General features: G+C 44.9%; 18 protein-coding genes and 2 pseudogenes. 10 read left to right on the forward strand and 10 right to left on the reverse strand.

Annotation, left to right across the window (positions count from 1 at the left end; all coding sequences use genetic code 11):
- Window positions 1-109: 109 nt before the first annotated feature.
- A complete protein-coding gene (locus LIX15_RS23920; protein WP_227777706.1) occupies window positions 110-877 on the reverse strand; it encodes an IclR family transcriptional regulator in 768 nt (255 codons plus the stop codon).
- A 456-nt stretch (window positions 878-1,333) separates the two neighbouring features.
- On the opposite strand from LIX15_RS23920, the gene LIX15_RS23925 reads away from it, so the two are divergent.
- The 4 genes from LIX15_RS23925 (at window position 1,334) to LIX15_RS23940 (ending at window position 5,679) form a co-directional block, all read left to right on the forward strand.
- A complete protein-coding gene (locus LIX15_RS23925; RefSeq protein ID WP_227777707.1) occupies window positions 1,334-2,701 on the forward strand; it encodes a GntP family permease in 1,368 nt (455 codons plus the stop codon).
- A gap of 103 nt (window positions 2,702-2,804) precedes the next feature.
- Window positions 2,805-3,968: a mandelate racemase/muconate lactonizing enzyme family protein gene (locus tag LIX15_RS23930; protein WP_227777708.1), complete on the forward strand. Its 1,164-nt coding sequence runs from the start codon at window positions 2,805-2,807 to the stop codon at window positions 3,966-3,968.
- Window positions 3,965-4,771 (forward strand): creatininase family protein, encoded by an 807-nt coding sequence (locus tag LIX15_RS23935; RefSeq protein ID WP_227777709.1) that lies wholly within the window; start codon window positions 3,965-3,967, stop codon window positions 4,769-4,771. Before LIX15_RS23930 ends, LIX15_RS23935 begins: the two co-directional genes overlap by 4 nt.
- Window positions 4,772-4,905: 134 nt before the next feature.
- Window positions 4,906-5,679, forward strand: a complete 774-nt coding sequence (locus LIX15_RS23940) for an SDR family NAD(P)-dependent oxidoreductase (protein WP_227777710.1) — start codon at window positions 4,906-4,908, stop codon at window positions 5,677-5,679.
- A 317-nt stretch (window positions 5,680-5,996) separates the two neighbouring features.
- Here LIX15_RS23940 and LIX15_RS23945 read toward each other — a convergent pair whose 3' ends face one another.
- The 4 genes and pseudogenes from LIX15_RS23945 to LIX15_RS23960 form a co-directional block, all read right to left on the reverse strand.
- Window positions 5,997-6,563: a pyridoxamine 5'-phosphate oxidase family protein gene (locus LIX15_RS23945; RefSeq protein WP_227777711.1), complete on the reverse strand. Its 567-nt coding sequence runs from the start codon at window positions 6,561-6,563 to the stop codon at window positions 5,997-5,999.
- Window positions 6,564-6,867: 304 nt separating this feature from the next.
- Window positions 6,868-7,149 (reverse strand): MarR family transcriptional regulator, encoded by a 282-nt coding sequence (locus tag LIX15_RS23950; RefSeq protein ID WP_438267228.1) that lies wholly within the window; start codon window positions 7,147-7,149, stop codon window positions 6,868-6,870.
- Window positions 7,150-7,244: 95 nt separating this feature from the next.
- Window positions 7,245-7,856 carry a helix-turn-helix domain-containing protein gene (locus tag LIX15_RS23955; RefSeq protein ID WP_227777712.1) on the reverse strand — a complete coding sequence of 204 codons (612 nt, stop codon included), beginning with the start codon at window positions 7,854-7,856 and terminating at the stop codon, window positions 7,245-7,247.
- A 224-nt stretch (window positions 7,857-8,080) separates the two neighbouring features.
- Window positions 8,081-8,291: pseudogene (locus LIX15_RS23960) on the reverse strand (IS200/IS605 family transposon protein TnpB); the annotation flags it as partial.
- A gap of 222 nt (window positions 8,292-8,513) precedes the next feature.
- Here LIX15_RS23960 and LIX15_RS23965 point away from each other — a divergent pair.
- Window positions 8,514-8,918: a TRAM domain-containing protein gene (locus tag LIX15_RS23965; protein WP_227777713.1), complete on the forward strand. Its 405-nt coding sequence runs from the start codon at window positions 8,514-8,516 to the stop codon at window positions 8,916-8,918.
- 352 nt (window positions 8,919-9,270) lie between these two features.
- On the opposite strand, the gene LIX15_RS23970 is transcribed toward LIX15_RS23965, so the two are convergent.
- Window positions 9,271-10,581: a glycoside hydrolase 5 family protein gene (locus LIX15_RS23970; RefSeq protein ID WP_227777714.1), complete on the reverse strand. Its 1,311-nt coding sequence runs from the start codon at window positions 10,579-10,581 to the stop codon at window positions 9,271-9,273.
- Between the two features lie 378 nt (window positions 10,582-10,959).
- On the opposite strand from LIX15_RS23970, the pseudogene arcD reads away from it, so the two are divergent.
- The 3 genes and pseudogenes from arcD to LIX15_RS23985 all read left to right on the forward strand — a co-directional run bounded on the left by arcD (window position 10,960) and on the right by LIX15_RS23985 (window position 13,813).
- A pseudogene (arcD, locus tag LIX15_RS23975) lies at window positions 10,960-12,430 on the forward strand (arginine/ornithine antiporter ArcD).
- Window positions 12,427-12,867 (forward strand): DUF8008 family protein, encoded by a 441-nt coding sequence (locus LIX15_RS23980; protein ID WP_227777715.1) that lies wholly within the window; start codon window positions 12,427-12,429, stop codon window positions 12,865-12,867. The pseudogene arcD and the gene LIX15_RS23980 overlap by 4 nt, the downstream one beginning before the upstream one ends.
- A gap of 166 nt (window positions 12,868-13,033) precedes the next feature.
- Window positions 13,034-13,813 (forward strand): DUF7847 domain-containing protein, encoded by a 780-nt coding sequence (locus LIX15_RS23985; protein WP_227777716.1) that lies wholly within the window; start codon window positions 13,034-13,036, stop codon window positions 13,811-13,813.
- A 1,361-nt stretch (window positions 13,814-15,174) separates the two neighbouring features.
- Here the strand turns inward: LIX15_RS23985 and LIX15_RS23990 are convergent.
- On the reverse strand, window positions 15,175-16,605 hold the full coding sequence (locus tag LIX15_RS23990) for an O-antigen ligase family protein (protein ID WP_227777717.1): 1,431 nt from the start codon (window positions 16,603-16,605) through the stop codon (window positions 15,175-15,177).
- A 136-nt stretch (window positions 16,606-16,741) separates the two neighbouring features.
- The gene (locus tag LIX15_RS23995) at window positions 16,742-17,803 is read right to left on the reverse strand and encodes a glycosyltransferase family 4 protein (protein WP_227777718.1); all 1,062 of its coding nucleotides are present in this window, start codon (window positions 17,801-17,803) and stop codon (window positions 16,742-16,744) included.
- A 111-nt stretch (window positions 17,804-17,914) separates the two neighbouring features.
- Here LIX15_RS23995 and LIX15_RS24000 point away from each other — a divergent pair, with 111 nt between their 5' ends.
- Window positions 17,915-18,874 carry a sulfatase-like hydrolase/transferase gene (locus LIX15_RS24000; protein ID WP_227777719.1) on the forward strand — a complete coding sequence of 320 codons (960 nt, stop codon included), beginning with the start codon at window positions 17,915-17,917 and terminating at the stop codon, window positions 18,872-18,874.
- Between the two features lie 419 nt (window positions 18,875-19,293).
- Here the strand turns inward: LIX15_RS24000 and csaB are convergent, their stop codons facing one another.
- On the reverse strand, window positions 19,294-20,508 hold the full coding sequence (gene csaB, locus LIX15_RS24005) for a polysaccharide pyruvyl transferase CsaB (RefSeq protein WP_227777720.1): 1,215 nt from the start codon (window positions 20,506-20,508) through the stop codon (window positions 19,294-19,296).
- A gap of 57 nt (window positions 20,509-20,565) precedes the next feature.
- On the opposite strand from csaB, the gene LIX15_RS24010 reads away from it, so the two are divergent.
- On the forward strand, window positions 20,566-22,077 hold the full coding sequence (locus LIX15_RS24010; protein ID WP_227777721.1) for a flippase: 1,512 nt from the start codon (window positions 20,566-20,568) through the stop codon (window positions 22,075-22,077).
- A gap of 110 nt (window positions 22,078-22,187) precedes the next feature.
- On the opposite strand, the gene LIX15_RS24015 is transcribed toward LIX15_RS24010, so the two are convergent.
- Complete coding sequence (locus LIX15_RS24015) at window positions 22,188-23,522, reverse strand: sulfatase-like hydrolase/transferase (protein WP_227777722.1); 1,335 nt, start codon at window positions 23,520-23,522, stop codon at window positions 22,188-22,190.
- Window positions 23,523-23,554: the final 32 nt, after the last annotated feature.

Here is a 23,554-nt window from a genome sequence, read left to right on the forward strand (position 1 = left end):
ATATTGGCGGAGAAGATCCATTATATGACATTGAAAGAATAAGTCCACACTTATTACAAACTATCTTTAATCAGCGAGAGAATCCCGCCGTTTACGGCGGGCGAGGACGTCACCGATAATACTGACTTTGAACTTCGATCTCATTTTTTGCGTACTCTAACGTTTTCAGCATTTTACTAACGTACGACGATTGAAACCTGGTCCGTGGGCCAGTAATTCCTATTGAAGAAACGACATTCTGGTCACTATCGAAAATTGGAACTGCAACCCCCCTTACGCCGCGTAAATGTTCTTCATCGTCAGTTGCATACCCTTGTTGGCGAATTAGTTCGAGCTCATCTTCGAGTTCATTACGATTTGTAAGAGTCCGTTTAGTTCCACGCGGAAGGCCATGTTGATCAATGATCTCTGACCGCCTCGCACTGGATAGATGGGCGAGGATAGCTTTTCCAAGAGATGTCCAATGCATATATGTATGATTGCCAATGGGAATGTCATCGCCAGCAGCCATTTCACCCGCACTGCGATACAAGATGATTCGATATCCCCTTTCCTCAACTGCAACACCGACTATTTCACCTGTTGTTGAAGCTAACTCATTGACTTTGCTCTTGAGCAATTGTACAGACTCATAGTGTTGTCTGATGATACCACCATCTTCTAAGAATTGAAGTGACCGTTGGTACGTCGTACCCGTTTTTACTAAATATCCCTGTTGGAGCAGCGTGTTCAGATGAGTAAATACAGTACTTGTAGACATATCGAACTTTTCAGAGATTTCCGAAACACCCACAGGTTCTGTTTCACTAAGGACGTTGAGAATATCGAATGTGGTTTCAACAGCACCAATGGTCTTTCGTTTGTGAGTGTCTGCCATATCTCCGTATAGCGTCGGTGTTAGTAAAAAGCTATCCTACTCTTTAGAAACTATTTTCGACGCTATCGAAAATACGCTATCCGATAGAAACCAGGATACAATGGACATTCTGTTTCGTTTATCTACGAATAACAGATGTGATGACTTCCGATTATGGTGGTTTCAGGGACTCTCCAAAAGAAACTAGAGCTTTTGAGAAAGAATTCGGTTAGAGAGGAAAGCCAGATTAATACACACATTAATAATCGCAATTAAGATCGGATTTCTACCTTGTCGAAAGTAGAAATCCGGATAATTAGCAAGTCTTTTCAAGCAACCCATCGCCCCCACTTGATTTTGAAAATTTGTATCTAATCCCGTCTTTTACCATTATCGAAACTATATTTAGCAGATTTCTTTGGAAATAGTATTATTTTAGCAGATAAATTTATAATGGTTCGATTTATGTGGGTAGTTATGGCATACCCACATGCCCCGTTAGTAGCGTTCGTAGTTGGTTTAGCAGCAACCGTACTACTCCTTGTTCGATTCAAATTGCCCGCTTTCATCGGACTTGTAATTTCAACATTTCTTGTTGGACTGGTAGCGCCCGGTGTACCACTCACAGATGTTGCAGGAGAAACTGCTACTGCGTTTGGTGACACACTCGCTAGTGTAGGTATCCCTATTCTGATGGCTGCAGTGATAGGAAAAACGATGTTGGAAAGTGGTGCTGCAGAACGTATTATTCGTGCTTTTACCTCGGTTACCGGTGAGAGCAATGGAGAATATGCGTTATTCGGGAGTGGATTCGTATTAGCAATTCCTGTCTTCTTCGGAAACGTATTCTATCTACTTGCACCCCTTGCACGATCAATGCGTGCTCGTGTTGGACACAGTTATTCTTTATTTATTGTCGCGATTTGTGCTGCTGCTGCGACTACACACGTCTTCGTTCCACCAACCCCTGGTCCTCTAGCAGTTGCAGGTGAAATAAATGCAAACCTGGGGATGACAATCCTTATCGGATTATTAATTGGGATCCCGACAGCAATACTCTCTGGACTCGTTTATGGCAAGTTCATTTCCAATAGAATGAATATACCGCTTCGAGATACGATGGGAACGACAACTGAAGAACTAAGGATTATCTCACAGAAATCAACTTCAAAATTACCCGGTGTTCTAGAGTCTGCCCTGCCTATCCTACTCGCTATTGTACTGGTTGGAACTCAAACGATCACCGACACGTTTTTTCCATCCAATGCCTGGTTTGTTCCAGTGGTTTCTTTCGTAGGGGATCCAAATTTCGCACTGACCATTGCCGCGTTGGCCTCCGCTCTCACGTTTTATCGGATTAATTCACAGGATATTGAGACGTGGGCAGACGAACTCACGGAGGCACTTAAAGAGGGTGGGAATATCGCCGCAATTGTCGGTGCGGGTGGTGCATTCGGTGGAATGCTTGCCGCGGCTGGCGTCGGTGGTTACATATCGAATACGCTGCAGGGAATTGGGCTTGGACTTCTCGTTACTGCCTGGATTATTGCGGCTGCAGTTCGCATAGCCCAAGGTTCTGCAACCGTCGCTATGCTGACCACCGCTGGAATCGTTGCACCTTTAGTTGGGCAATTAACGGTTAATCCAGCATATCTCGTTATGGCGATCGGTGCCGGAGGGAACATTTTCTCGTGGTATAACGACGGCGGATTCTGGATTATTACCGAAATCGGCGGATTGACCCAAACAGAGGCATTGAAAACGTGGACCGTTGTCACCACATTGATCGCCATATTCGGTCTTGTGTTTACCCTTACGTTCTCAACGGTGATGCCTCTCACATGATCTGGCCCCATTCAGCATTGGTAGGAGCTGGTAACGCGATAACCAGTAGTCGTTCTGCCTGTAGAACTGAATCGAACCAACAAACAACACAAACCAAACAAAAATGAAAATAACAGACATCGAAGCGTTCGCAGTCAACATTCCGCTTGTTCCGTTTGACGAAGGTGGCATTGGACCGTATGTAACTAACCATAACTCCCTAACGAGCATGGACCGCGTCCTTGTTCGTGTTGATACAGACGAAGGTGTCTCTGGCTGGGGAGAAGTACGGGTATTCCTTACCCCAGAAGCGACCGTGTCGATCATCGAAGATGGTATTCGTCCCCTTGTTACTGGTCAATCACCATTTGAGTTAGAAAAACTCCGACGGCAGGTGTTCATCGAATATGCCAACGCCGATTTATTCTTTGCACCAGTCGAAGTTGCATGTTGGGATATTGTCGGCAAGGCACTTGATAAACCGCTCTACGAACTCCTTGGTGGTTGGACGACACCCAGCCAAACGGATATGAAACATCGAGCTCATCAAGATGATTATACAGATATTCATGAAGTTGAAGTCGCGTACTGTCTTGGTATCTGTTCCCCCGATCAATCCCGACAACGGGCTGCCGAGGTGCTCGACAAGGGATATTCTGTATTAAAGACAAAAGCCGGTCGTGACTGGAAAGAAGATATAGCTCGCATCAAAGCGATGCACGAAGAAACCGATGGTGAACTAGAGTTCCGTCTCGATCCTAATCAGGGTTGGACGATCGACCAAGCAATACGTGTTGGCTCTAAATTGGCAGACGCTGGCATCTACTTGCAGTATATGGAGCAACCAATTCGAGTTGATGCCCACAAATCATTGGCTAGCCTCAAAAATCAAACTGGGCAGCCGATCGGCCCAAATGAAGATACGTATATTCCACATAATCTCCGTCGACTTATCGAGGTAGGAGCCATTGACATCGCGGTATTGGATCTAACGCCTGCAGGCGGAATTACCGGATTACGCCAACAAGCAGCCATTGCAGAGGATGCAGGGATACCAATTGCCCATCATTGCGCATTTGATCTCGGAATCAGAACGGCAGCAATTCTCCATTCAGTACATGGTATTCCAGGGTTTTCGCTACCTCCAGATTCAGTCTACTATGGCTGGGAATCCGATGTAATTCGTGATCCCTTTGAGATCAAAGACGGGATGTTAACCGTACCGCAAGAGGCCGGTCTCGGTATCGAAGTCGATTACGACAGTGTCGAGGAGTACCGCATAGCATGATGTTTGAACCCACTCGCCTAAATAAAAAAGTCTCACTTGGTGCACAGTCTGCAAACTCAGTTGCCGATACGGCCGATAAGGATGGGTCAATACTCGCCCTACCAGTAGGGAGTATCGAGCAACATGGGGAACATCTCCCAGTTATGACTGATACTCTATTAGCAAATAGTGTAACGACAAAGAGTGCCGAACGTGTCGCGAGTAAGATACCTGTGACAGTTGCTCCTCCCTTCTGGTCTGGATACTCGCCGCATCATCTATCTCTCGGTGGAACTCTCACAGGGGAGTTCAGTACTCTGCTTGATCTCCTGTGTGACATAGCTGAGACTGGCCTTGAGAACGGGTTTGATGCGTTGCTGCTCGTCAACGGCCATGGCGGTAATACACCTCTGATTAATGCGGCCGTTTCGGAGATTGGTAGTGCTCACCCAGATGTAGAGATTCTTGGATTGACCTACTTCGAGTTGATCGCTGACTTAGTGGAGACGGTTCGTAAGAGTGGTGTGGGTGGAATGGCTCATGGAGGCGAGTTTGAAACATCGTTGATGATGTATCTCTATCCGAAGTTAGTAGATACCGATAACATGGCAGCAACGTATTGGAATGAACACTATGAACAGAGTGGAGATGATCTCGTTGTCAGCGGTCCAGTGTCGGTCTACAGACCGTTTGAGCAATATTCAGAAACTGGTGCGATCGGAGCTCCAGAAGTAGCGAACGCTGATACAGGCGAACAGTTGTTTGACGGCGTCACCGAAACGCTTGGAAATCTCCTCGTAGAGGTGCATCAGAAGAATGCATGAGCTCCCAATAGTGACGAAGAGCGGGAACACGATGCGGATCGTGAAATCGGTCACGAATGCAATTGAGAGCGATGAAATAGATCACTACCGTGCTGTAACCAACAACTTCCCAATCAGCTTCAATCCGCAGACCAATGACGAATAACAAACAATATACAGGCGTCACAGTTGAGAATAAAAGCGCTGTCGTTATCGGTGGAACCAGTGGTATCGGACGAGGAATTGTTCGAGCATTTGCTAACGACGGAGCAAACGTCATTGCGACTAGTCGCTCGCAGGAAGCAGTAGACGAAATAACTGCTGAGTTGCAAACAGAGGATACAGAAACCACAGCAGTCACGTGTGACATTACAGACCGTAATTCGATCGAAGAGCTACGGGATGTTGCCATAGATACCTTCGGGCAGATCGACATTCTCGTCAATTCAGTCTCGACAACTGCAAATACCTCAATTCTAGAGATGACTGACAGTCAGTGGGACAAAAGCATGGATGTCTTTCTTAAGGGAACATTCAGATCATGCCAGATATTCGCTCAAGCGATGGACAGTGGCAGTATTATAAATATCTCTTCAATGTCTGCTGACCAAATTCGCGAATGTCGACCTGCGTATTGCGCCGCAAAAAGTGGAGTAAATGGCCTTACACGTGCTGCTTCAGCCGATCTAGCACCTGAAATTCGTGTCAATGCAATCTCACCGGGATTCGTACGAACAAGAGCAACTGAGGAGCGACTCTCGGATGGGTCCTCTATCCGTGAGCCAATTGACGACCGAACTCCAATGAATCGTGTCGCTAACCCTCAAGAGATCGCCGGTGCGGCTATTTATCTTGCAAGTGATGCAGCGTCATTCACGACAGGTGAGATTGTAACCGTCGATGGAGGATACGATCGTAGCGCTCTCTGATTCATGCCCCATGAAACTCAGAAACGGGAATCAGACACAATTGGCCGTGTCAAAACTTTCTTAGAAGACGGACAAGAGCACTCGATGCCCGTAACTGTTACAAGAGATTTCAATCAACACTGACATTCCCACGGCAATAGACGAGTCGGAGTTCTCGGCGGTGACCGTTTGGTGGTGTATACGAGTGAGTGATCTGTCGTTGGTTGCATTCTCAACGGTAGCCATGTACTTGCTGAGGATGAAAGAATATGTGCAGAAGATGATCTTGATTACGCAAAATCAAGGAGAAAGCCCCGTCCTTGAGGGCAGGGAAGATGTCAACGGGTGGCGTCAAGGCTGTATGCGCCTGGATGGTCGGGATCGTTCCACCCGTTTTTGCCACTCCAAGATTCTACGTCAAGACGGTAGACGGCCGTTCGGTCGATGGACTCCTGGGCTATTCGCTCATAATCCTCACCTTCGGTGAGTTGTGGTGCAAATTTCCCCATAAACTGCTCAAGAACGTCTCGTTTCTTCTCCCGGTCGGTAAGAAAATCAATGGCTCCGTAAGCAACCACGCTTGAGTATTCGACAGTGAAGTTCACCGGTTCGTCAGCCGGGATGTACCGTCCCTTTTCACTCGTTGTGAAGGAGGCACGCGGCTGATCGCCGTTCTTGACGAGATCGTGAGCACGTCCCGCCTGTGCGCCGTGTAGGAAAATCGCACCCTCGTCAGGACTGTAGACGAAGAGTTGTGTTACGAGGTGAGGAGTGTCATCGTCTATGAGACCGAGCACACCAGTTTCCTGCTCGGCGAGGAATTTAGGAATCCATGCCGGATCATCGATCGCCTTTCCCTGATAACGGATGGAATCGGTGATGTTTTTGGGCATATTTTCAGTCATCTCTACTGTAGCAGATGGCTGCGGTAAAAATGATTTTGAAAGTTCTTCGATATAAGTTGGGCAACGAAGGTGATCGATACATCCCACTGCTTCGACACTCCTTGAGGAATAGACGGAGCTGCAAAACCACTACTAGCAAAACCTTCTGTCTACCCCTTGTTCGCATTCGATTAGATCACCTGAGAGTAACGAAAAAATCGGCGCCAAGCGGCTAATCCTACCATTGGTTACCACTCATCGCAAGAAAGTTCGGGTGATTTACTATTACCATACCAAATCACAGTGAAACCAAGAAACGATGACGTCATTTCCAGTCAAACGCAAGCGAATAGCATTGTTTCCGCGCATCAAAAGGTGAGGGGTGTGACTCAACTAGATCGCGGCCTTTCAATTGGTTTACGGCAGATCGAACTGTCCGCCCTGGAAGCAGAGTTTTATCTTCGAGTTGCGATTGTGTTAGCCGATGATTATCATCGAGAACCTTTGCAACCAATTTCGCACTGGGTGGTAGTGCTGAAAGTTCCTCAATAGCAGAATCGATGTCCGAGCTGCGAGTATTGCTTGAGGGCGGGATACTGTATTGCACTATCTCCTTCTTATAATCGAGAATTAAATACGTCTTTGGCTTGGCCGTAGGGTTAGCATTGGCGAACTAGCAGTACTGAATGAGAGTTTGGAGAGCTAGTTCTTCCCAGGAGACATATCGAGAGCATCGTCAAGGCCAGATTCTATCGACTCTCGAATGGAATGACTCTCGTCCGACTCATCGAGAACCGTCTCAAATCGTTGTTGATATCGATACTCATTCTCTTGGGCTGTTTGCTCTGCGTCGAGTATCCGGCGATAGCGGCGGATCGTACTAGTACTTACACCAACTGTTTCTGCAATTTCCGAAGGGGAAGTATCAGACTGGAGTTGATTGCGAAGTTGGTCAAGATCAAACGGCGCTTCAAAATCTGTCTCACGGAAGAGATGGAGATGAATACGCGCCCGTGTTACGGTTTTATCTCGACTTGGATTTCCTAATTCACGTGCGATTGCGGTGTCTGAGTAGTCCTCATAATAGAGCTGCACAAGTTGTACCAATTCGTCTGTCGAAAGAGAGGTCTGAAATCCATAATCGGCCTGCATCTCTCGAATGATGTCCGCAAGCGTATCGGTGCTAGCGGATGAGTGGTGAAGCGTTCCGTGTGATTCGTGCTGTGATTCCGTAACGGTAGGATCGTCAGCGACTTCCATGAAAATCTTGCGCAAGCGGTCAGTTTTCTCGGATTCAATATCTGTTTCAGCCATTCTCAGCTAGAGAATCTAATAACTGCCAACGTATCACCCTATCGATTCACGATAATAATGCACATTTGGAAAATAGACGAGTGAACCGCTTCGGGGTCCAGCCCCGAGGCGCTCGGCCTGCTCCACCTGTAGATATTGCTCGTCTGCATGTATAGCGACAGCGTTCGACTAGCCATACCGTCAATGATATCCTCCCCGGCGTTTCCTCACGCTGGGGGTCTCGGCTATGCCGAACCCACGGAGGCAACTTGCGGGTTTGTGCGCTCCTCGTTGAAACAAACGCGTGGTGACGATGACCATAATGGTCGGTCCACTTGCGTACGGGCCGTGCCATCGGCCATACTACGTCGTTGTGCCGTCTCAGGAACGTTTCGCTCGCTACGAGATCCGCGTTGCCGTCGAAACCACAGGACAAGTGAGCGTGTCGCGGTGGCGCGTGAAAAACGAACATGGTCTGACATAGCGTGGGATGTTAATCCACGCTACTGATGACTTAGAGACCCCAGATCAGCAGTGACCGGCGGTTGCGGAACAGAACGTACGCGATTCACGTCCGCCGTAAACGACGGGACTCTCTCGCTGAATTAAGTAGCTCTCAATTGAGCCATCACCGAGATTCATGCACACGTTTATGCTGGTGTACCAGCGAAACAAATTATGGAAATCCCTGATAAGTTACTTTGCTTGTTCAGTGAATGCATCGAGGAACAGGAAGAGACCTACACTATCACAGTCCCAAAAGAGGAGCTAACAGACGGTGCCATCCAAGAAAATGGCACATACCGCGTGGCTCTGATCAGACCTGCATCAAATGCAACAGATAGTGTAGAGTCGACCCAACTCCACGACAATCCTGCACCGCCTGTCGAAGAAGGAGAGCATCGGAGTGTTGAAATTGAAGGAATTGGCGACCAAGGTGATGGGATCGCGCGGGTTGAACGGGGTTACATTGTTATTGTTCCCGATACGGAACAACACGAACAGGTGGGTATCGAAATTACGGATGTAACACCGACTGTCGCTTTTGCCGAAGTCGTCGATCGGGAATTAGAGAACGAATAATCGGTAGGATTGCTTAGTGGTCGAGTTCGTGTTGCTATACTGCAGCCGTTGACAACGCAGAAAGGAGAGAGCGACTCTCTCGACATGAGTGAGATCACTTGCCGGGTGTTATCCTCGACGAGGGCACCACATTTCCAGTGTATCACGCGTTTGAAGCAGTCAGAAACTCTTGCAGGACAGTTGTGTGAATTACAGAAAACCTCGCGCGTTAACGTGTCGAGGATGGTAAAGAAAATGTGATGGCAGCGCTCGTTGCTCATTAAATCAATGGTTCCCCTCTTGTCGTTCTCATCGAGGAAATCCGACGTGTGAGCCGAAGAGAAGGCCGGGGACGCGATGGAATCAAACACAATTACCGTGGATACAGGTCAGATTGTGAGTTCGTCGATGACTGTAATCCGGTCATCCAGTTCGGGTACTCTCTTCGTTCGGTTCCTTCAAATGAGGAGTTTCCTGACATTGCTGTAATCGCTCGAGCGTCATTCAGACTCCAGACTGCACCATCTTCATGGAAAAGCCCGTTTACCATTCCTTGCTGACGGAAGTGTAACTCGGAGGCCGGTCGCACCATAAGTGACCAAAAGAAGTTGCCGATATTTGTGGCATGGATAAGTGGGGCGAGAGATGAATAGTTCGGAAACCGTGCTTCGCCATTGAGATCGGTAAAAAACGAATCACCCGATCGAATTCGTTGCCACTCGGATAGCCACACTGGCGTTCCGGATTTGGTCTGTATGAATTTCGCTTGTCGAAGTGTTCGTCGAAAATCGGAAGGTGACTGAGCAAAATTATAATGAAACTGCAAAATGTCCATTCCCCACTCCAGATAGTCGGTAGTGTTCGCGAGACTCGTGGATCCTATCGTCAGCGGAATCGACCCACGATAGTGGGTCAAGAGCTCCGACATTGCTTTGACAAAGCGTCTCCTTTCGGGTCTCCAACCGGGTTCATTTGAGAGTTCAATAGCAAGCAAGCGGTTATCATCACTGTATCGGGTCATAAACCACTGGATAAAATCGCGAGGGTTGTCCCAGAGATCCGGATTCCGCATCGTCCGTGTCGATGGGGAAAACGTTTGCACGCCAGAATGTAGATCAGAGCCGACCAAATTATCGAGAGTTGGTTCCTCACCAATACTATCGAAAAGTCCGAGGAGAACACGAATCCCGTGCGTCTCCGCCGTCTGCAGAAAGTGCTTTAATTTTTCGCCATGTGCATCGCGGTCTTCAAACCAATACTCGTAGCTAAGCCAGGTTCGAATCGAATTCAGGTTCAGGCGTGCTGCGTAGCCGAGGTCACGCTCGATGACCTCGGGATCATACTCTCGCCACATCTGATATCGATTGAACGCTCGTGTAGGAACGTAGATGGCACCGCGGACATCTACAGGAGCAGTGTTTGAGACCTGAGAGCGGAGGTTCGAACCATCGGATTGCAGTTGTGGAGATGCCTGTTTCGAACCCTCATCGTCCGGAGTATGACGAGCCACACTCGCGGTAGAACCGGTGACGCACGTCGTAGCACTTACTCCGAGAAACCGACGGCGACTAAGCCAATTATCCATTCGTAGAGAAGCGATAGGAGAGTCAAATAATAAAGACTGTTGCCAAAAAACGCACGAGATGAATGTCTCCGTAAATCTCATTTTGTGCCGTGATTTCAAATAATTAATATTTCTCCGATCTCGTGTCTAATCTGATATCAATTGCTCTGCCCGAGCGACAGGTGCAGCCCATCAGTTTATTCAGGAGACGGTCATCAAACCGTCCACCGACCAGTCGGGATCAAGAGATAGTCCGGTTATAAGCGTACTGTCAGCGTTGTAGGTAACAAAATTAATTGATTAAATTTCAATATCTTCACATAAATATGATTTGAACCCCATCTCTGTCCACCTTAAACCATTTTTGTACATAATCACGATATACAGATGAAATTTTGTAACTTGAGAAGTATTTCCAAATATTGATTGCTCAATTTCCCACACTATTATAAGTGAATATGGTTATATTCAAATAGTGGTAGTGAATAGCAGTCGCGCATGGTTAAGTTAACGCTTGAACCACGGACATACGAAGATCTGGAGCCAGATCGGCGACCTACGCTTGGTCAGGCATTAGCTCCTGTTGCCGGCATGATTCTGTTTTTAGGGGTGGGAGCGATCGCTCTTGGTCTTGATCCCCAGATGCCGTTGATCTGGAGTATTGCGCTTACTGGCCTTGTTGGCCGATATTGGTTAAACATCTCTTGGGCAGAAATGTACGAAGGAATTGTAGACGGACTTCGCATGGGGATGCAAGCGATTTTAATTCTCTTTGTAATCTACATGCTCATTGCCACGCTAACGGCAGCTGGAACAATTCCAGCGATCATCTACTACGGCCTGGAGGTACTCACGCCAGGGGTATTCCTTCCGCTCACAGCTCTTTTCGCCGTTATAATCGCATTTACGGTTGGATCATCATGGACAACGGCTGGAACGATTGGAGTTGCCTTTATGGGTATTGGTGCAGGGCTGGGCGTTCCTGCACCGATGACGGCAGGAGCAATTCTCACAGGAGCATACACAGGAGATAAAATTTCGCCCCTCTCAGATACAACAAATCTTGCAGCTGCTGTAACAAATACTGATTTGATGACTCATGTCAGTACTATGCGCGTCGGCACTGGAATCGCGTTCCTACTCTCTCTCTCTCGCAGGATATGTTGCACTCGGACTCCAGTTTACTGGCACGATTCCAGTTGAACAAGTCGAGACGATTCGAACAGCAATTGTACAAAATTACTCAGTAACACCACTTGTATTCCTTCCTCTTGTTGTTACCTTTGCATTTGCGTTGTATGGCTACCCAGCACTTCCATCGCTCGGAGCGGGTGTCTTTGCGAGCGTTGGGACAATGATACTGACACAGGGCTACTCATTCACGAAGGCGTGGGATATCGCACAGAACGGAACGGCCCCACAAACAGGCGCGAAAGTTGTCAATGAACTATTAGCGACGAGCGGCCTGATCGGATCATCGTGGACGATTACGATTGTTGCTGCCGCTCTTGCACTCGGTGGCTTGTTAGAACGAACCGGCATACTTGCAGCACTTGCCCATCACATGCGTCGGATTATTACTGGTACGACGAGTCTCACAATCGGAACTGGCCTGTCGTCAATCACGATGAACATATTGACCGCCGAACAGTACATGAGTATCGTCATTCCAGGAATGACCCTTCGAGGGCTTTATGACGAATATAATCTCGAAAACAGAAATCTATCACGGGCTATCGAAGCTACCGGTACGACGACAAGTGCGCTGATTCCCTGGAACGCTGGCGGTGTGTATATGGCTGGCGTCCTTGGTGTACCGACACTCGCATATGCACCATACTATTTTCTAGGATTTCTTTCACCAGCGATTCTCTTTTTCATGGGGCTGACCGGCTGGCGCATAACGCATCGAGAATCAGCGACTGAAGGTCCAACGAAAACGACCTCAAGTGTATCGACCGACGATTGATTATTACACTGCAAGAAATTGCTGTCTGTATTCCCGGCTGTCTACTAGCGCTACTCCTTGCAACACCAGAGCTTGCTCAAACGATGATTTCGATCCTCGTTGGGACGTTACCCGGAATTTTGTTGAAGTTGCTTGCTACTGTTGGATTGGAACCATTATCTGGGATGGCGCAGTCGCACATTCAACAGCCGATCCAGCGACTTGTCCGCTATGACGATGAAATGCTCGCACCGATGACCAACCGCAAGCCCGTCGAACTTGCAGAGAAGGTATGGCGTGAACACGACGATGCAAGCCGGTATTCGTTGTGGTTGTCGAGTAGTAGCGAGATTTGCGCCTATCTCGCTGCCTCAGACCTCGCTGATTGGATTCGTCCAAAAAAGTCCTGTGTGAGTAAAGTGGAAAACCTTTTCCGAGATTTTGTCGAACTGCCTTAGAACGAAGTGATCATCATATATCATATACTCAAACGCCTCTATACAATCTCTTATCCCATGTCCCACCGGGTATGAAGATGATTATAATTAATCAGAATATATATCACACCTGATGGAAAGTAGACGATATCTATATATTCTCACATAACGTATTAGATAGGTGATTATGCCGATTAACATCACCAGCATGCTCAAGCAAGGCTACAGCCGCAGTATCAAACGAAATGGGCTCATGCTCATGGGTATTATCTTCGTCATCTCCGTCCTCAACGGCGTATTAGGAGTCGGTGTTGACCGTTGGGTCGCCAGGCAACAGCTTACTACCGGTAGTGTCCAGGCGGATCCAACGTTGCTCGTTCCACCTCTTGGTGCAAGCATCGTCTCACTCGTGCTGGGCATCGCGTTGCTCGTTGTGAGCATCGCAGCCATCCGCGTGTTCGTCAGCGATGAAACCGAACGCCTTCCCCGAGAGTATTTCACCCGAAACATGGTGTGGGCCACGATCAACCTCTTCATTGGTGCGATCGTCTTCGGGATCATTGTCGCGTTAGGCTTGGTCGCGTTAATCGTTCCGGGTATCTTCCTGCTCGTGACCTTAGCATTCTGGACGGTCTACGTGGCTGTCGAAGACCAGTACTTCATCGAAGCGTTCCGCAGCAGTTGGGGATTGACGCGTGGGTACCGTATTAACCTCTTCGTGCTGGGCGTGGCCGTAGTGCTCCTCACCGCACTCATCAACCTCGTCTTTGGTCTTGGTGACCTCACGAGCGGCAGTTTCGCTGGCGACATCGTTGCCTTGGTGTTTGCGCAGGCTGCTAGCGCTATCACAACGGTCTTCTCGACCGCTGTGCTCGCAACGGCCTACACTGAACTCACCACGCGTGATGATGAGGAATTTGGTGAGACGATCAGTGAGGACACTACCGCTGGACGGCCCGCTGCCTAACACAACTGATTTTTCTCTCAAGTGTCTGAATTTAGCTCTAAGGGATTGTTACTCAACTATTTGGAGAGACAACAGAAAATATCGCGAAAGAACCACTGGCGACACAAACAGGCGAATAAACTAATTTTGGCTCCACGACCGAACAGTCTGGCCCGGGGTTACCCGCTAATACAGATTGAGCGTTGCCGAGACGATCAACCTCGAAGCATCGAATTTAGAGCTCATTACTGGTATGATCAACACACTCGGTAATGTAGTAGGGCCGGCCAAACGACACGCTCAGTGTACGAATACCTGAACCCAGATGCGCTTGAAGACATCGTTGAAGCAAGTGTATCGAAAAAGTAACGCCGAAGTCCGATTTACGGTTGAAGATTATCTTGTCATCCTCCGGAGTGGCCACACTGGTTTCAACTACGAGCCAATTGAAGTCCTATAAAAACGGGGCAATCTCGGTTCGCACCGTCAGAGTAGTATTCCATCAACAAGCCATTAGTAGTATATGAATATCATTTCGAAACCGACAAATGATAATTACTATATATCCACTCTCAAGTCTTAATTGTAAGGAAGGAGAATATCCATGCTCAAGAAGTTCATTAAGCGGTACCGTTCATCAGAAGTGGAAGACCAACTTTATGAATGTATTTTATGTGGTGAAACTGCCTCCGCGGCAACAACATACATCATCTGTCCAAAGTGCGGGGGAAAGCTCGAACGAATTGACATTTCGAGTTAAACACATATCCTAATCATGATCACGTTGGAGCGGGGTTAGGAGACATTAAACGTCGCGATTTCGGTTGAATTACAGTTTGGACATCGCTGTTGGTCGGACGAAAGAGTCGTCCCACACTGTCTGCATTCGTAAATGATAGTCTCATTCTCATCGTCAGAGAACCACCGCCCAACCCTGGCGGAAAATAACATAACATTTGTCCTTTTTTCATCCAACGCAATAAGAATTGGCACGTTATCGAATTCCTTCTTAAAAAGTGATTTTTTGTTGATCAGAATACTATCCAAACAGTTGGCGCTCTAATTCAGTGCACTATATTCGAGGTAAACCCATTGGCAGTCAATGGGTTTTGATGTCATTGGTAACAACGAGTTATCCAACGAACTCTACGCTTTTACCCTAATCAAAGAATTTGAATGACTTGTCGAATAGGTATTGATCAGGGGAAAATACGTATCACGTTTTTCGCTCTGCTTGAGAGATCTGGGTGAATTGGTGATTATTTTTATAATTATTTTTGGAATATTGCATACCAGTCTGTTTTACGCATACTTTAGGGTATAGAAGATACAAATATGAATAGGGACATCACTAGGTCACTACAGCAATGTAAAAGGTAGTCCTATAATCGAGAGCGGATCGGTTTTATGTGTATTTCTTGTGACGCAATAGATAATAATTGATGGGATGAATATTGAATTACTACTGCTATTGGAAGCGCCAGTGATAACCACGTCCAGGGGAATAACAAGACCGTCACTGATTTCGCCAGTAGACTTGTGCCTAACAACGTTGCACTTGATACAACAACCGCTGTCGCAATGATGCTCTCTTGTCTATTGCGTCGGGCAATCCTGAGACACCCAACTATTGAGGAGATATATGCCGACAAGAATAGTAAAAGACCAGTTAGACCTGTTTCTGCGGTCAGCGTTCCCAACAGGGATGCACCATACTGTGAACCAACTCCAATACCAAGAAACGGACGCTTTGTTACAATTTCAATTGCCATTTGAATATACGTCATACGAAGTGTTCCAGATCCAGCGTTAAATTGGAGTTTTGAAATCGTATAAAACAGAATATTGAGAATTCCTGTTGAGAGGAGTGCCCCAACAAGAACAACAATGGTACCGAAGGCTAACCCAATAGCATAGAGTCTGCCAATACGTTCGTGGTCAAGCGACGGAGAGAGAAGGCTAACAATTCCAAGGACAAAGAAGAATATGAGAAGACCACCAATCCCCGTTGTAGAAGTCGAGAGGATAATTCCTGCTAGGAAAATCGAGGAAAATACCCTCCCCCCGAATTTCGTAAATATAGACGTTGACTGTTCTGAAACAACAGCAAATGGTGCAGTTAATGACAGTGCAAATAGCAGATAGTGGGCAGCAAAACCAGGTTCACCGGCAGTAGTCCACATACGAGGAATAAGGCCAAGAAATCCACCTGCACGGGTTTGAATGCGAAATCCAAGCCATTCTAAAAATTGAGCAAACGCATAGAAATTGAAAAATTGAGTAACTTGATACACAATCCCAACAGATAAAATAACACATCCACCGAAAATTACTGCCTTAATTGCATTGTTGATCCCTTCTCTATCGATGTTTATCGTCAATACAATGACTGCCCAAACAAAAAATGTTCGAAGGATAAGCTGGGAAATGTTGTTTAGCGTGAAAGACAGATCTCGGAGAACAAGTTCGTCAAGTGAACCTGTATTATACGGATGCACTGTTATCGAGGGCGTATTGAGTACAAGGTATAGAACCGATAATAGACAGGTAATCCAAAATCCAAAGAGAGCATATAACGGAATTGTAGCTGGGATTTTGATTTCCCGAGAGCGATACCATCGCTGAATCTGATTAACACCGAACGCCATAAGCGCAAGTTCGGGGAAAGTAAACGCGTGGCCAACGAGTCTGAAGACATGAAGGCCATAGAACGGCAAACTTGCAAAGAAAAACATTAGGGAATAGTCTTTTTGTCTTGATGCAAGTATCAACAGTGGAATAAAGATGAAGCCGAGAGGGGTTATAGCTGGCACAAATGAATATCCAACTCACCCAGGTTAGTATTTTCTGTCTTTAATAGAGAATCGAGGGGCACTGATATTAGATTTTTCAAATTAATACATTCTCAAACATACATTCAGTATATACTATGTAGAAAAGATTCATATCTTAAATAATATTATGATAATTTTTAACGTGTAAGTTAGCTACCGTGGCAATGTCAAACTCTGAAACACGTGCTTCAGCATTTTTAGCATATTTTTCTCTCGTATTATCGTTACTAATTTGATGTATTGCCGAGTTTAATTCTTGTTGAGACAAGGGATCATCAACTAAAATACCACCATCCCCAACAGCTTCTGGAATTCCTCCATTATTAGATCCAATAACCGGGGTACCACTTGCCTGAGCTTCGATATAGACAATACCAAATCCTTCAACATCATATCCAATTTTTCGAGGAGTAAGGACAAAAGCGTCAGATTCACTCAATCTTTTTCGTTTTTGCTCTTCACTGACCCAGCCTAATACATCAACATAAGGAAGGTCACTGGCAATCTTCTCTATTGTACTACGATTAGGGCCATCACCAATAATTGTTAATGTACAGTCTAATCCCTGTTTATACACAGATTGTACCGATCGTACCACGGTTTCCAAATTTTTGCGATCGACCATTCGAGCAATCGAAATTAACGACAAAGAGTCTCCTGAAGTCGTATTATTCCCATTACCATAAGAACTTACATCAATAGAGGGTGGTGCTTTATACACTCCCTGTGTAGAGGGGAGTTTTGAAAGAGTTATTGTGAAATCACTTACAGAATGGACTAACGAGGTATATTCATACGCCTTTTGTGCGAGCGATTTATTTTCCAATTCTAATGCATGAATTGAGGTTACAGTTGGGATATTCAGTCGTTTTGCAGCTGCTAAAACAGGTAGATTTTTTATATGGAGACAATGAATGAGGTCGGGTTTAAATTCTTTTATTTTTGATATACTTTTTTTAAATTCACTCCTAAAGAATAAATTATCTCGACTAAATAAGTCATGAACTAATTGGAATTTTGGAATCCGTATATCTGCCCAACTCCGATCGCTTGGGTTCAGTTCAAATACTTCAACATCATGACCTAACTCCTCAAGCCCTGTTTCAAGATTAGTCGTAACTGTTTGAATACCACCTGGTGGTGGTGGATAATCAGGGGTTGCTAGTAAGATGCGCATAAAAAGGGACTCGAGTCTCATCGATAAAGTAGATTGTGGATCAGATGCATAGTTTCATGAACAAGCTTAAAAATAAGCAACGACCATACCAAGTCAGGAGTTTAGATATGCATGTACACTACTAACCAAATAATTTCCGGGCTAAAAAATCCTGAGAAAATTGCCAAAGAACTCAGAAAGCAGTCTGGTACATTGCAAAATAAGATGCTTGGGTGTGAGGTGATGTCTGAAGATTGGGATAATTTGATAATATTGGACGCCTGTCGTTTTGATCTTTTTGAGAGTGTTTCAAATTTGGAAGGGGATTTAACATCAAAGCGTTCGAAAGGGTCAGCAACCCAAGAGTTTGTCCTTAACAATTTTACGGGGAATGAGTTCTATGATACCTGTTATATAAACTCGAATCCGTACGTTAGTATCCATGCCCCAGAGTCTTTTTATAGGCTAGTTAATGTGTGGAAAGATGGGTGGGATGAGGATACTGGAACTGTTCTCCCCCAAACAATGGTAGACTTTGCTCTTGAAGAATACCAGGAAAGTAAGGATAAAAGGCTAGTAGTCCACTTTATGCAGCCTCACCACCCATTTTTAGGCCCAACAGCTGAAGAAAAATTCTCCTCGTTTAATGGGAACGTAGAATCCAGGAAAAGTGCACTGGGGAAATCAGCCAATCAAAATGAGTCACTACACGTTTGGGAAGCCCTTCAGAACAACAACATTTCAATTGGAACAGTAGCTAGAGCGTATCGAGAAAGTTTAGAAGAAGTGTTACCGCATGTTAAGAGATTAGTTGACCAAATTGAAGGAAAAACGGTAGTCACTTCAGATCATGGAAATCTCTTAGGGGAAAAACCTCACTGGATTAATTTCCCGAAAAAATCTCGATATGGGCACCCAGACTTTTCAACATCAGAACCATTAGTAAAGGTTCCGTGGTTAGAAATGCCGTTTGAAAATAGGAGAAAAATCAAAAAAGATCAACCAAAGCACGACTCTCTATCAGATACAGAATTGGCAGATGAAGATAATGATGTGAGCGAAAGGCTTGAAGCATTAGGGTATAAAGAATAACATAGCGAATCTGCAAATAGACACCCGTTACCCACTATATTCGATCTATTTTGATTTAGCTGGAAGGTAGACGGGACGCCTCTTTCCTCAACGAGCGACCGAAAGGAGTGAGGAGGAAGGGATACACCCGCTATCTTTGGTTACTGTGCGGCATAACCGACTTCCTCCGCGTTGAACGATGTAGTAAGACACTCACTACAATGCGTCTAGTGTTTAAACGCGACAAGAAGCGTGCATGGGTCGTGGTAGTCGAGTGTCCATCCGGACAGAGTGGACATTCTGAACCGCCTGTAGTGGGAAATCACCTGCGAAGTCTGGAACCGCTGTGTCTTCCGGTGCAAGTTCCAATACAGAAACAGGAACCTCCGTCCACAATAACTGAAGGCCGAGGAAGCCCGAGCGCAAGAGGGCGGAGGAGTTCAAAATCGTGTTCGCTTTAATTCCAAAGTTCCCAATGCACCTGTCGTAATCAGGAACTCTATTCCAGCAGTGATTTTTTCACCAATGTCTGTTTCTTGATGTTGAATATTAACAAGTGATTGTTGTACTCTCTCTTGGAATCGATTCACAGACATCGCTGTATATTCCTGTAGTATTTTCTCATTGTTAAGGATGTTATCGTATGCAATCGATAAATCAGCGCGGGTTATCCCAGCATCAATGGTGAGATACATATCCTGTTTATAACCAAGACGCTTCAATACAGATTCTACCTTAGGTTTATATGATATTCCAAGAACCAACTTATTCGCAGCAGCAGCCATGATTACACTATGTAAGCGCATTCCGATAACAAAATCCATCCTATCGATCATACCCATGATTACCGTTGGATCATATATCTCATCGATCACATGTGCATCAGATTCCATCATCGAGTTAACTTGCTTCGATACTTCGTAATCTGTTGCTTCCCCACCCCCACCTTCCCCAAATGGAATGAAAACAATCTCGTGATCAGGGGAGAGCGTATCCAAAAATGACGCGATTTCTGCTTTATCATCATCTTCTAATTCGTAATCTCGTAATGAGACTCCAAGACATTGCGATTGATCAGAATCAATTATTTCGTCAATGATTTGATGCCCGCTCTCATCTTTCTCTAAAGAAAATACTGGATCCGCAGAGATTTCTATGGCAGATTTAACACCTGCATCTTGTAGAACCTGTTTTGAATATTCATCTCTCGTAGTTATATTGTTAGAACGTCCCACGACCGATTCAATCTGCTTTTTCACTATTCGACTTTTAATAGGACCAGCACCTATCGAAAATATTATTGTAGGAGTATTCAACATCTGAGCCAAAAAGGCAGTTTGAAGATAGCGAGGAACAGTCAAAAAAGAATGGTTATCTTGGAACAATCCTCCTCCCCCTACAATAACAGCATCAGCATCGTTAACTGCAACAATCATTGATTTCCAATCAATATTGAGACTTTCTCTTCCAATATTTGGTCGCCAAATTGTATTTACACCATATTTATTAGCGGTTTCTTCAGGCCGATATGTGAGGGCAGTAATTTCACAATTATCATGGTTCGCTCTTAAAATATTAATTATAGATTGGAGAATTGCTTCATCTCCTGTGTTTCCAGCTCCATAGAATCCAGTTATTACAAATTTCTTGCCCATTCGTATGTGCTATGAAAACGCAGAAGTTAATAAGACTCCCGGTAGATGAGTGGTTGAATGACTAAGTCTAAGCGAAACACTCTTTTTGAGTCTGCTGGTTTCGTAATTATCTCAAAGCTTGTTTTATTGGGATCTGGTTTTATTGTCACTCCACTGCTTACCCGAACCTTAGGACAAGGTGCTTTTGGTGTCTTTACTTTTGTTGTCGCAATATTTGGTATAATTCGTTTAGTGAGCATGATTGGGTTCTTTGATTCATTGCGTAAACATATCGCAGAAACAAATGATATAGATATAATAAGTGATTATTTCTCTATTGGACTTATATTCACAGTGATAAGTGGAGTAATTGTGTCAACAGGCGGGATCATAATTATGGTATATACAGGTGCGGATATTGGAGCACCTGCAGCAAGTATAGCGCTTATTATCGTATTTGGAGTCATATCTGGAAATGTGTATCAAATATCAAGGTCGTTATTTCATGGAATTCAACGGGAGCAAATATCTACCAAAATTGAAATTGTGAGGAATATATTATATTTGGTTCTAACGGTTATAGGTGGTGTTATTGGGGGGAGTACAGGGGCACTAGTAGGATTTGCTTTTTCATTTTTTGTTGCCTCATTGTATGGGATATTACTTTCTAATAAGATCGGTGGTATTTCGTCAATAAATATTAATATAAACCGACAACACATGGATAAGCTTTTGAGATATGGGTCGCTTCAAGCTGTAGGTGGTATCGCAGCGATGCTTCTTTATAAAACAGATATTATCTTAATGGGTACTTTTACGAATTCCGAGTCAGTTGCTGTTTACAAATCTGCTCTTCTCTCTGCTGAATTAGTGTGGGTGATTCCATCTGCAATTCAAGTAGTCTTGTTACAAAATATCTCGTTCAACTATTCATCCAATAACCTCCAACGAATAAATGAATCGTTGACGAAGTCAATTAGATATGTTTCTATTTTTGTCTTTCTTACTGGCGTCGGCATCTTTTTTCTCAGCAACGAATTTCTACACCTCTATTTTGGTCCAAATTACGTGTCCGCTTCAATGCCAATGAGAATCCTACTATTGGGGACAATTTTATTAGGAATAACACGAGTGATCTCTCCTGCACTTCAGGCTACAGGGTGGATTAAACATTCTCAGGTAGGTTCTGTGCTTGCCTTGGTCGTTAATATAGTGCTTAATATTCTCTTGATACCTGAGTATGGTGCAACTGGAGCTGCAATTGGAACCTCAATCTCCTACTTAGTCATATTTGTTTCTAACACAACAATATTTTACTTCACAGACATGAATCTTAGTGATCGTAAATTAGTACCCAAACTTATCGTTGCATTCTTGTTGTTCTTTATGTTACTTGGTGGACTTAATTCGGCTCTCCAGCTTCCTCCTTTCTATAAAATAATAGCTATTGCATCAAGCGGGTTCCTCCTGTTTATGGCTATTTTAATACCATTAGGACTAATAAAGAGATCTGAAATTGAATCTGCTTACAGTAAAGCCATGATCTATATAACTAATGTGGTTGATTCCTCAAATGTTGTAACTCGATAGTGGGCTCTAACCGCTTTTAAGATCCGATAAGCTATAAAATCGATCCTTACGCTAACAACCTAAAAGAGATTATGAGTAGCTATATAATATCCTGTCTAAATTTCATTGATTCACGTATAGCCAAGTGCTTCTAATTGATCTTGTACCATTTCACTAGCGTTTGTACCTTCTTTTGAGTCCCATGAATCTGGTAATCTTTTTGCTAAATTATTGATTTCCTCTTGATCAAATGGAACAAAGGTGTCACCTGGTACATCAGGGTCAACCGTTGCAGTTAGAGTTGTATTATGTTCAGCCGACCGAATCAATTTTCGTTGGTCTGAATATACTGCCTTTCTTTCAGCTCCATAGCGCACTCCTTCGCAAAGAACAGCTCTCTTTTGAGGGATTTCTTCACTCCAGTTTCGGCCTGGTAACTCTTTAGGATGTGATGACAAGACATCTGCTAAAATAGTATGTGGGAGATCCCGGAGACTTGGCCATCCACCACGGGGAAGTAATCGAGAAGTATTCGTCCCGAATGGAACTCGTGCAACCATATCGAATGGAGTTCCACCATGACCAACACCATAATTTGGTTGTGAGCTTGCAAAATCAAGATCAACATCACAGTGTTCCCAAAATGCTTCTCCATGATCTCCGGTGAGGACGACGGTAGTGTTGGGGAATGTGGCGAGAATATCTCGAATTTGATCGCTCACATAATCAAGAGCAGCTCGTGAGAGACGAAGTCTTTGAGTACGGAATTTCTCGAAATCTTTTCCCCGGTTACCGGTTCCATCATAGCCTCCAAAGCCCTGAATATCCTCCAAATTCATGTCTATATCTCTCTCATCGATATATTTCGTCGGTGGTCGAACAGGAATATGGAGATCACCTAAGTGTAAATACGAAAATGTTTCATTTCGTCCTGTCCTCCATTTTTTGTAATCAGATAATACTTGTTCCGCACAAGCATCACCATAGACTCGATGCGATTGATACCATCCTTGTAGTGCAAGGAAGGGCATCATGAAGGCACATCCAGCATATGTTTCATAGCCCGTAGCTTCTAGATATTGGGGGAGAATAGGTGTAGCATTAGTTTGTTCTGGGACCGCCAAATGCCTTTTTTCTTCGTTCATAGTGTGAGCTATTGCTCCATGTTCATGCGGATAGAGACCCGTTTGTAAGCTTGTTACAGAAGGAAAGGTCCATGTAGCGGGAGAGATAGCACTAGTAAATTCGAGAGGAAGGTTAGGGATATGATCTGGTCGCAGTGCATCAATAACAATACACAGAATATGATCAGGGGCAGTAGAAGAGCGCTCGTATGTTTTTTCTGGAGGCTGGTGAGATTTGGTAGCTTGATAGCCTTGATATCGATAATAAAACGGTTCAGCGAGACTCCGTAGTTGAGATGGACGCTTTAGCTTTTGTTTCATCGCTTTTTGACCTGCAGCCATCGATTCTCTTAGCATTGTATAGTCGTTCTGTG

Origin of the sequence: Haladaptatus pallidirubidus, assembly GCF_020700235.1 — an archaeon.
GTDB lineage: Archaea > Halobacteriota > Halobacteria > Halobacteriales > Haladaptataceae > Haladaptatus > Haladaptatus pallidirubidus.

Excerpts from the sequence above, each read along its gene's own strand:
- LIX15_RS23920 (WP_227777706.1), bottom strand. The coding sequence starts at position 877 with ATGGCAGACACTCACAAACGAAAGACCATTGGTGCTGTTGAAACCACA.
- LIX15_RS23925 (WP_227777707.1), top strand. The coding sequence starts at position 1,334 with ATGGCATACCCACATGCCCCGTTAGTAGCGTTCGTAGTTGGTTTAGCA.
- LIX15_RS23930 (WP_227777708.1), top strand. The coding sequence starts at position 2,805 with ATGAAAATAACAGACATCGAAGCGTTCGCAGTCAACATTCCGCTTGTT.
- LIX15_RS23935 (WP_227777709.1), top strand. The coding sequence starts at position 3,965 with ATGATGTTTGAACCCACTCGCCTAAATAAAAAAGTCTCACTTGGTGCA.
- LIX15_RS23940 (WP_227777710.1), top strand. The coding sequence starts at position 4,906 with ATGACGAATAACAAACAATATACAGGCGTCACAGTTGAGAATAAAAGC.
- LIX15_RS23945 (WP_227777711.1), bottom strand. The coding sequence starts at position 6,563 with ATGACTGAAAATATGCCCAAAAACATCACCGATTCCATCCGTTATCAG.
- LIX15_RS23955 (WP_227777712.1), bottom strand. The coding sequence starts at position 7,856 with ATGGCTGAAACAGATATTGAATCCGAGAAAACTGACCGCTTGCGCAAG.
- LIX15_RS23965 (WP_227777713.1), top strand. The coding sequence starts at position 8,514 with ATGGAAATCCCTGATAAGTTACTTTGCTTGTTCAGTGAATGCATCGAG.
- LIX15_RS23985 (WP_227777716.1), top strand. The coding sequence starts at position 13,034 with ATGCCGATTAACATCACCAGCATGCTCAAGCAAGGCTACAGCCGCAGT.
- LIX15_RS23995 (WP_227777718.1), bottom strand. The coding sequence starts at position 17,803 with ATGCGCATCTTACTAGCAACCCCTGATTATCCACCACCACCAGGTGGT.
- LIX15_RS24000 (WP_227777719.1), top strand. The coding sequence starts at position 17,915 with ATGTACACTACTAACCAAATAATTTCCGGGCTAAAAAATCCTGAGAAA.
- csaB (WP_227777720.1), bottom strand. The coding sequence starts at position 20,508 with ATGGGCAAGAAATTTGTAATAACTGGATTCTATGGAGCTGGAAACACA.
- LIX15_RS24010 (WP_227777721.1), top strand. The coding sequence starts at position 20,566 with ATGACTAAGTCTAAGCGAAACACTCTTTTTGAGTCTGCTGGTTTCGTA.
- LIX15_RS24015 (WP_227777722.1), bottom strand. The coding sequence starts at position 23,522 with ATGGCTGCAGGTCAAAAAGCGATGAAACAAAAGCTAAAGCGTCCATCT.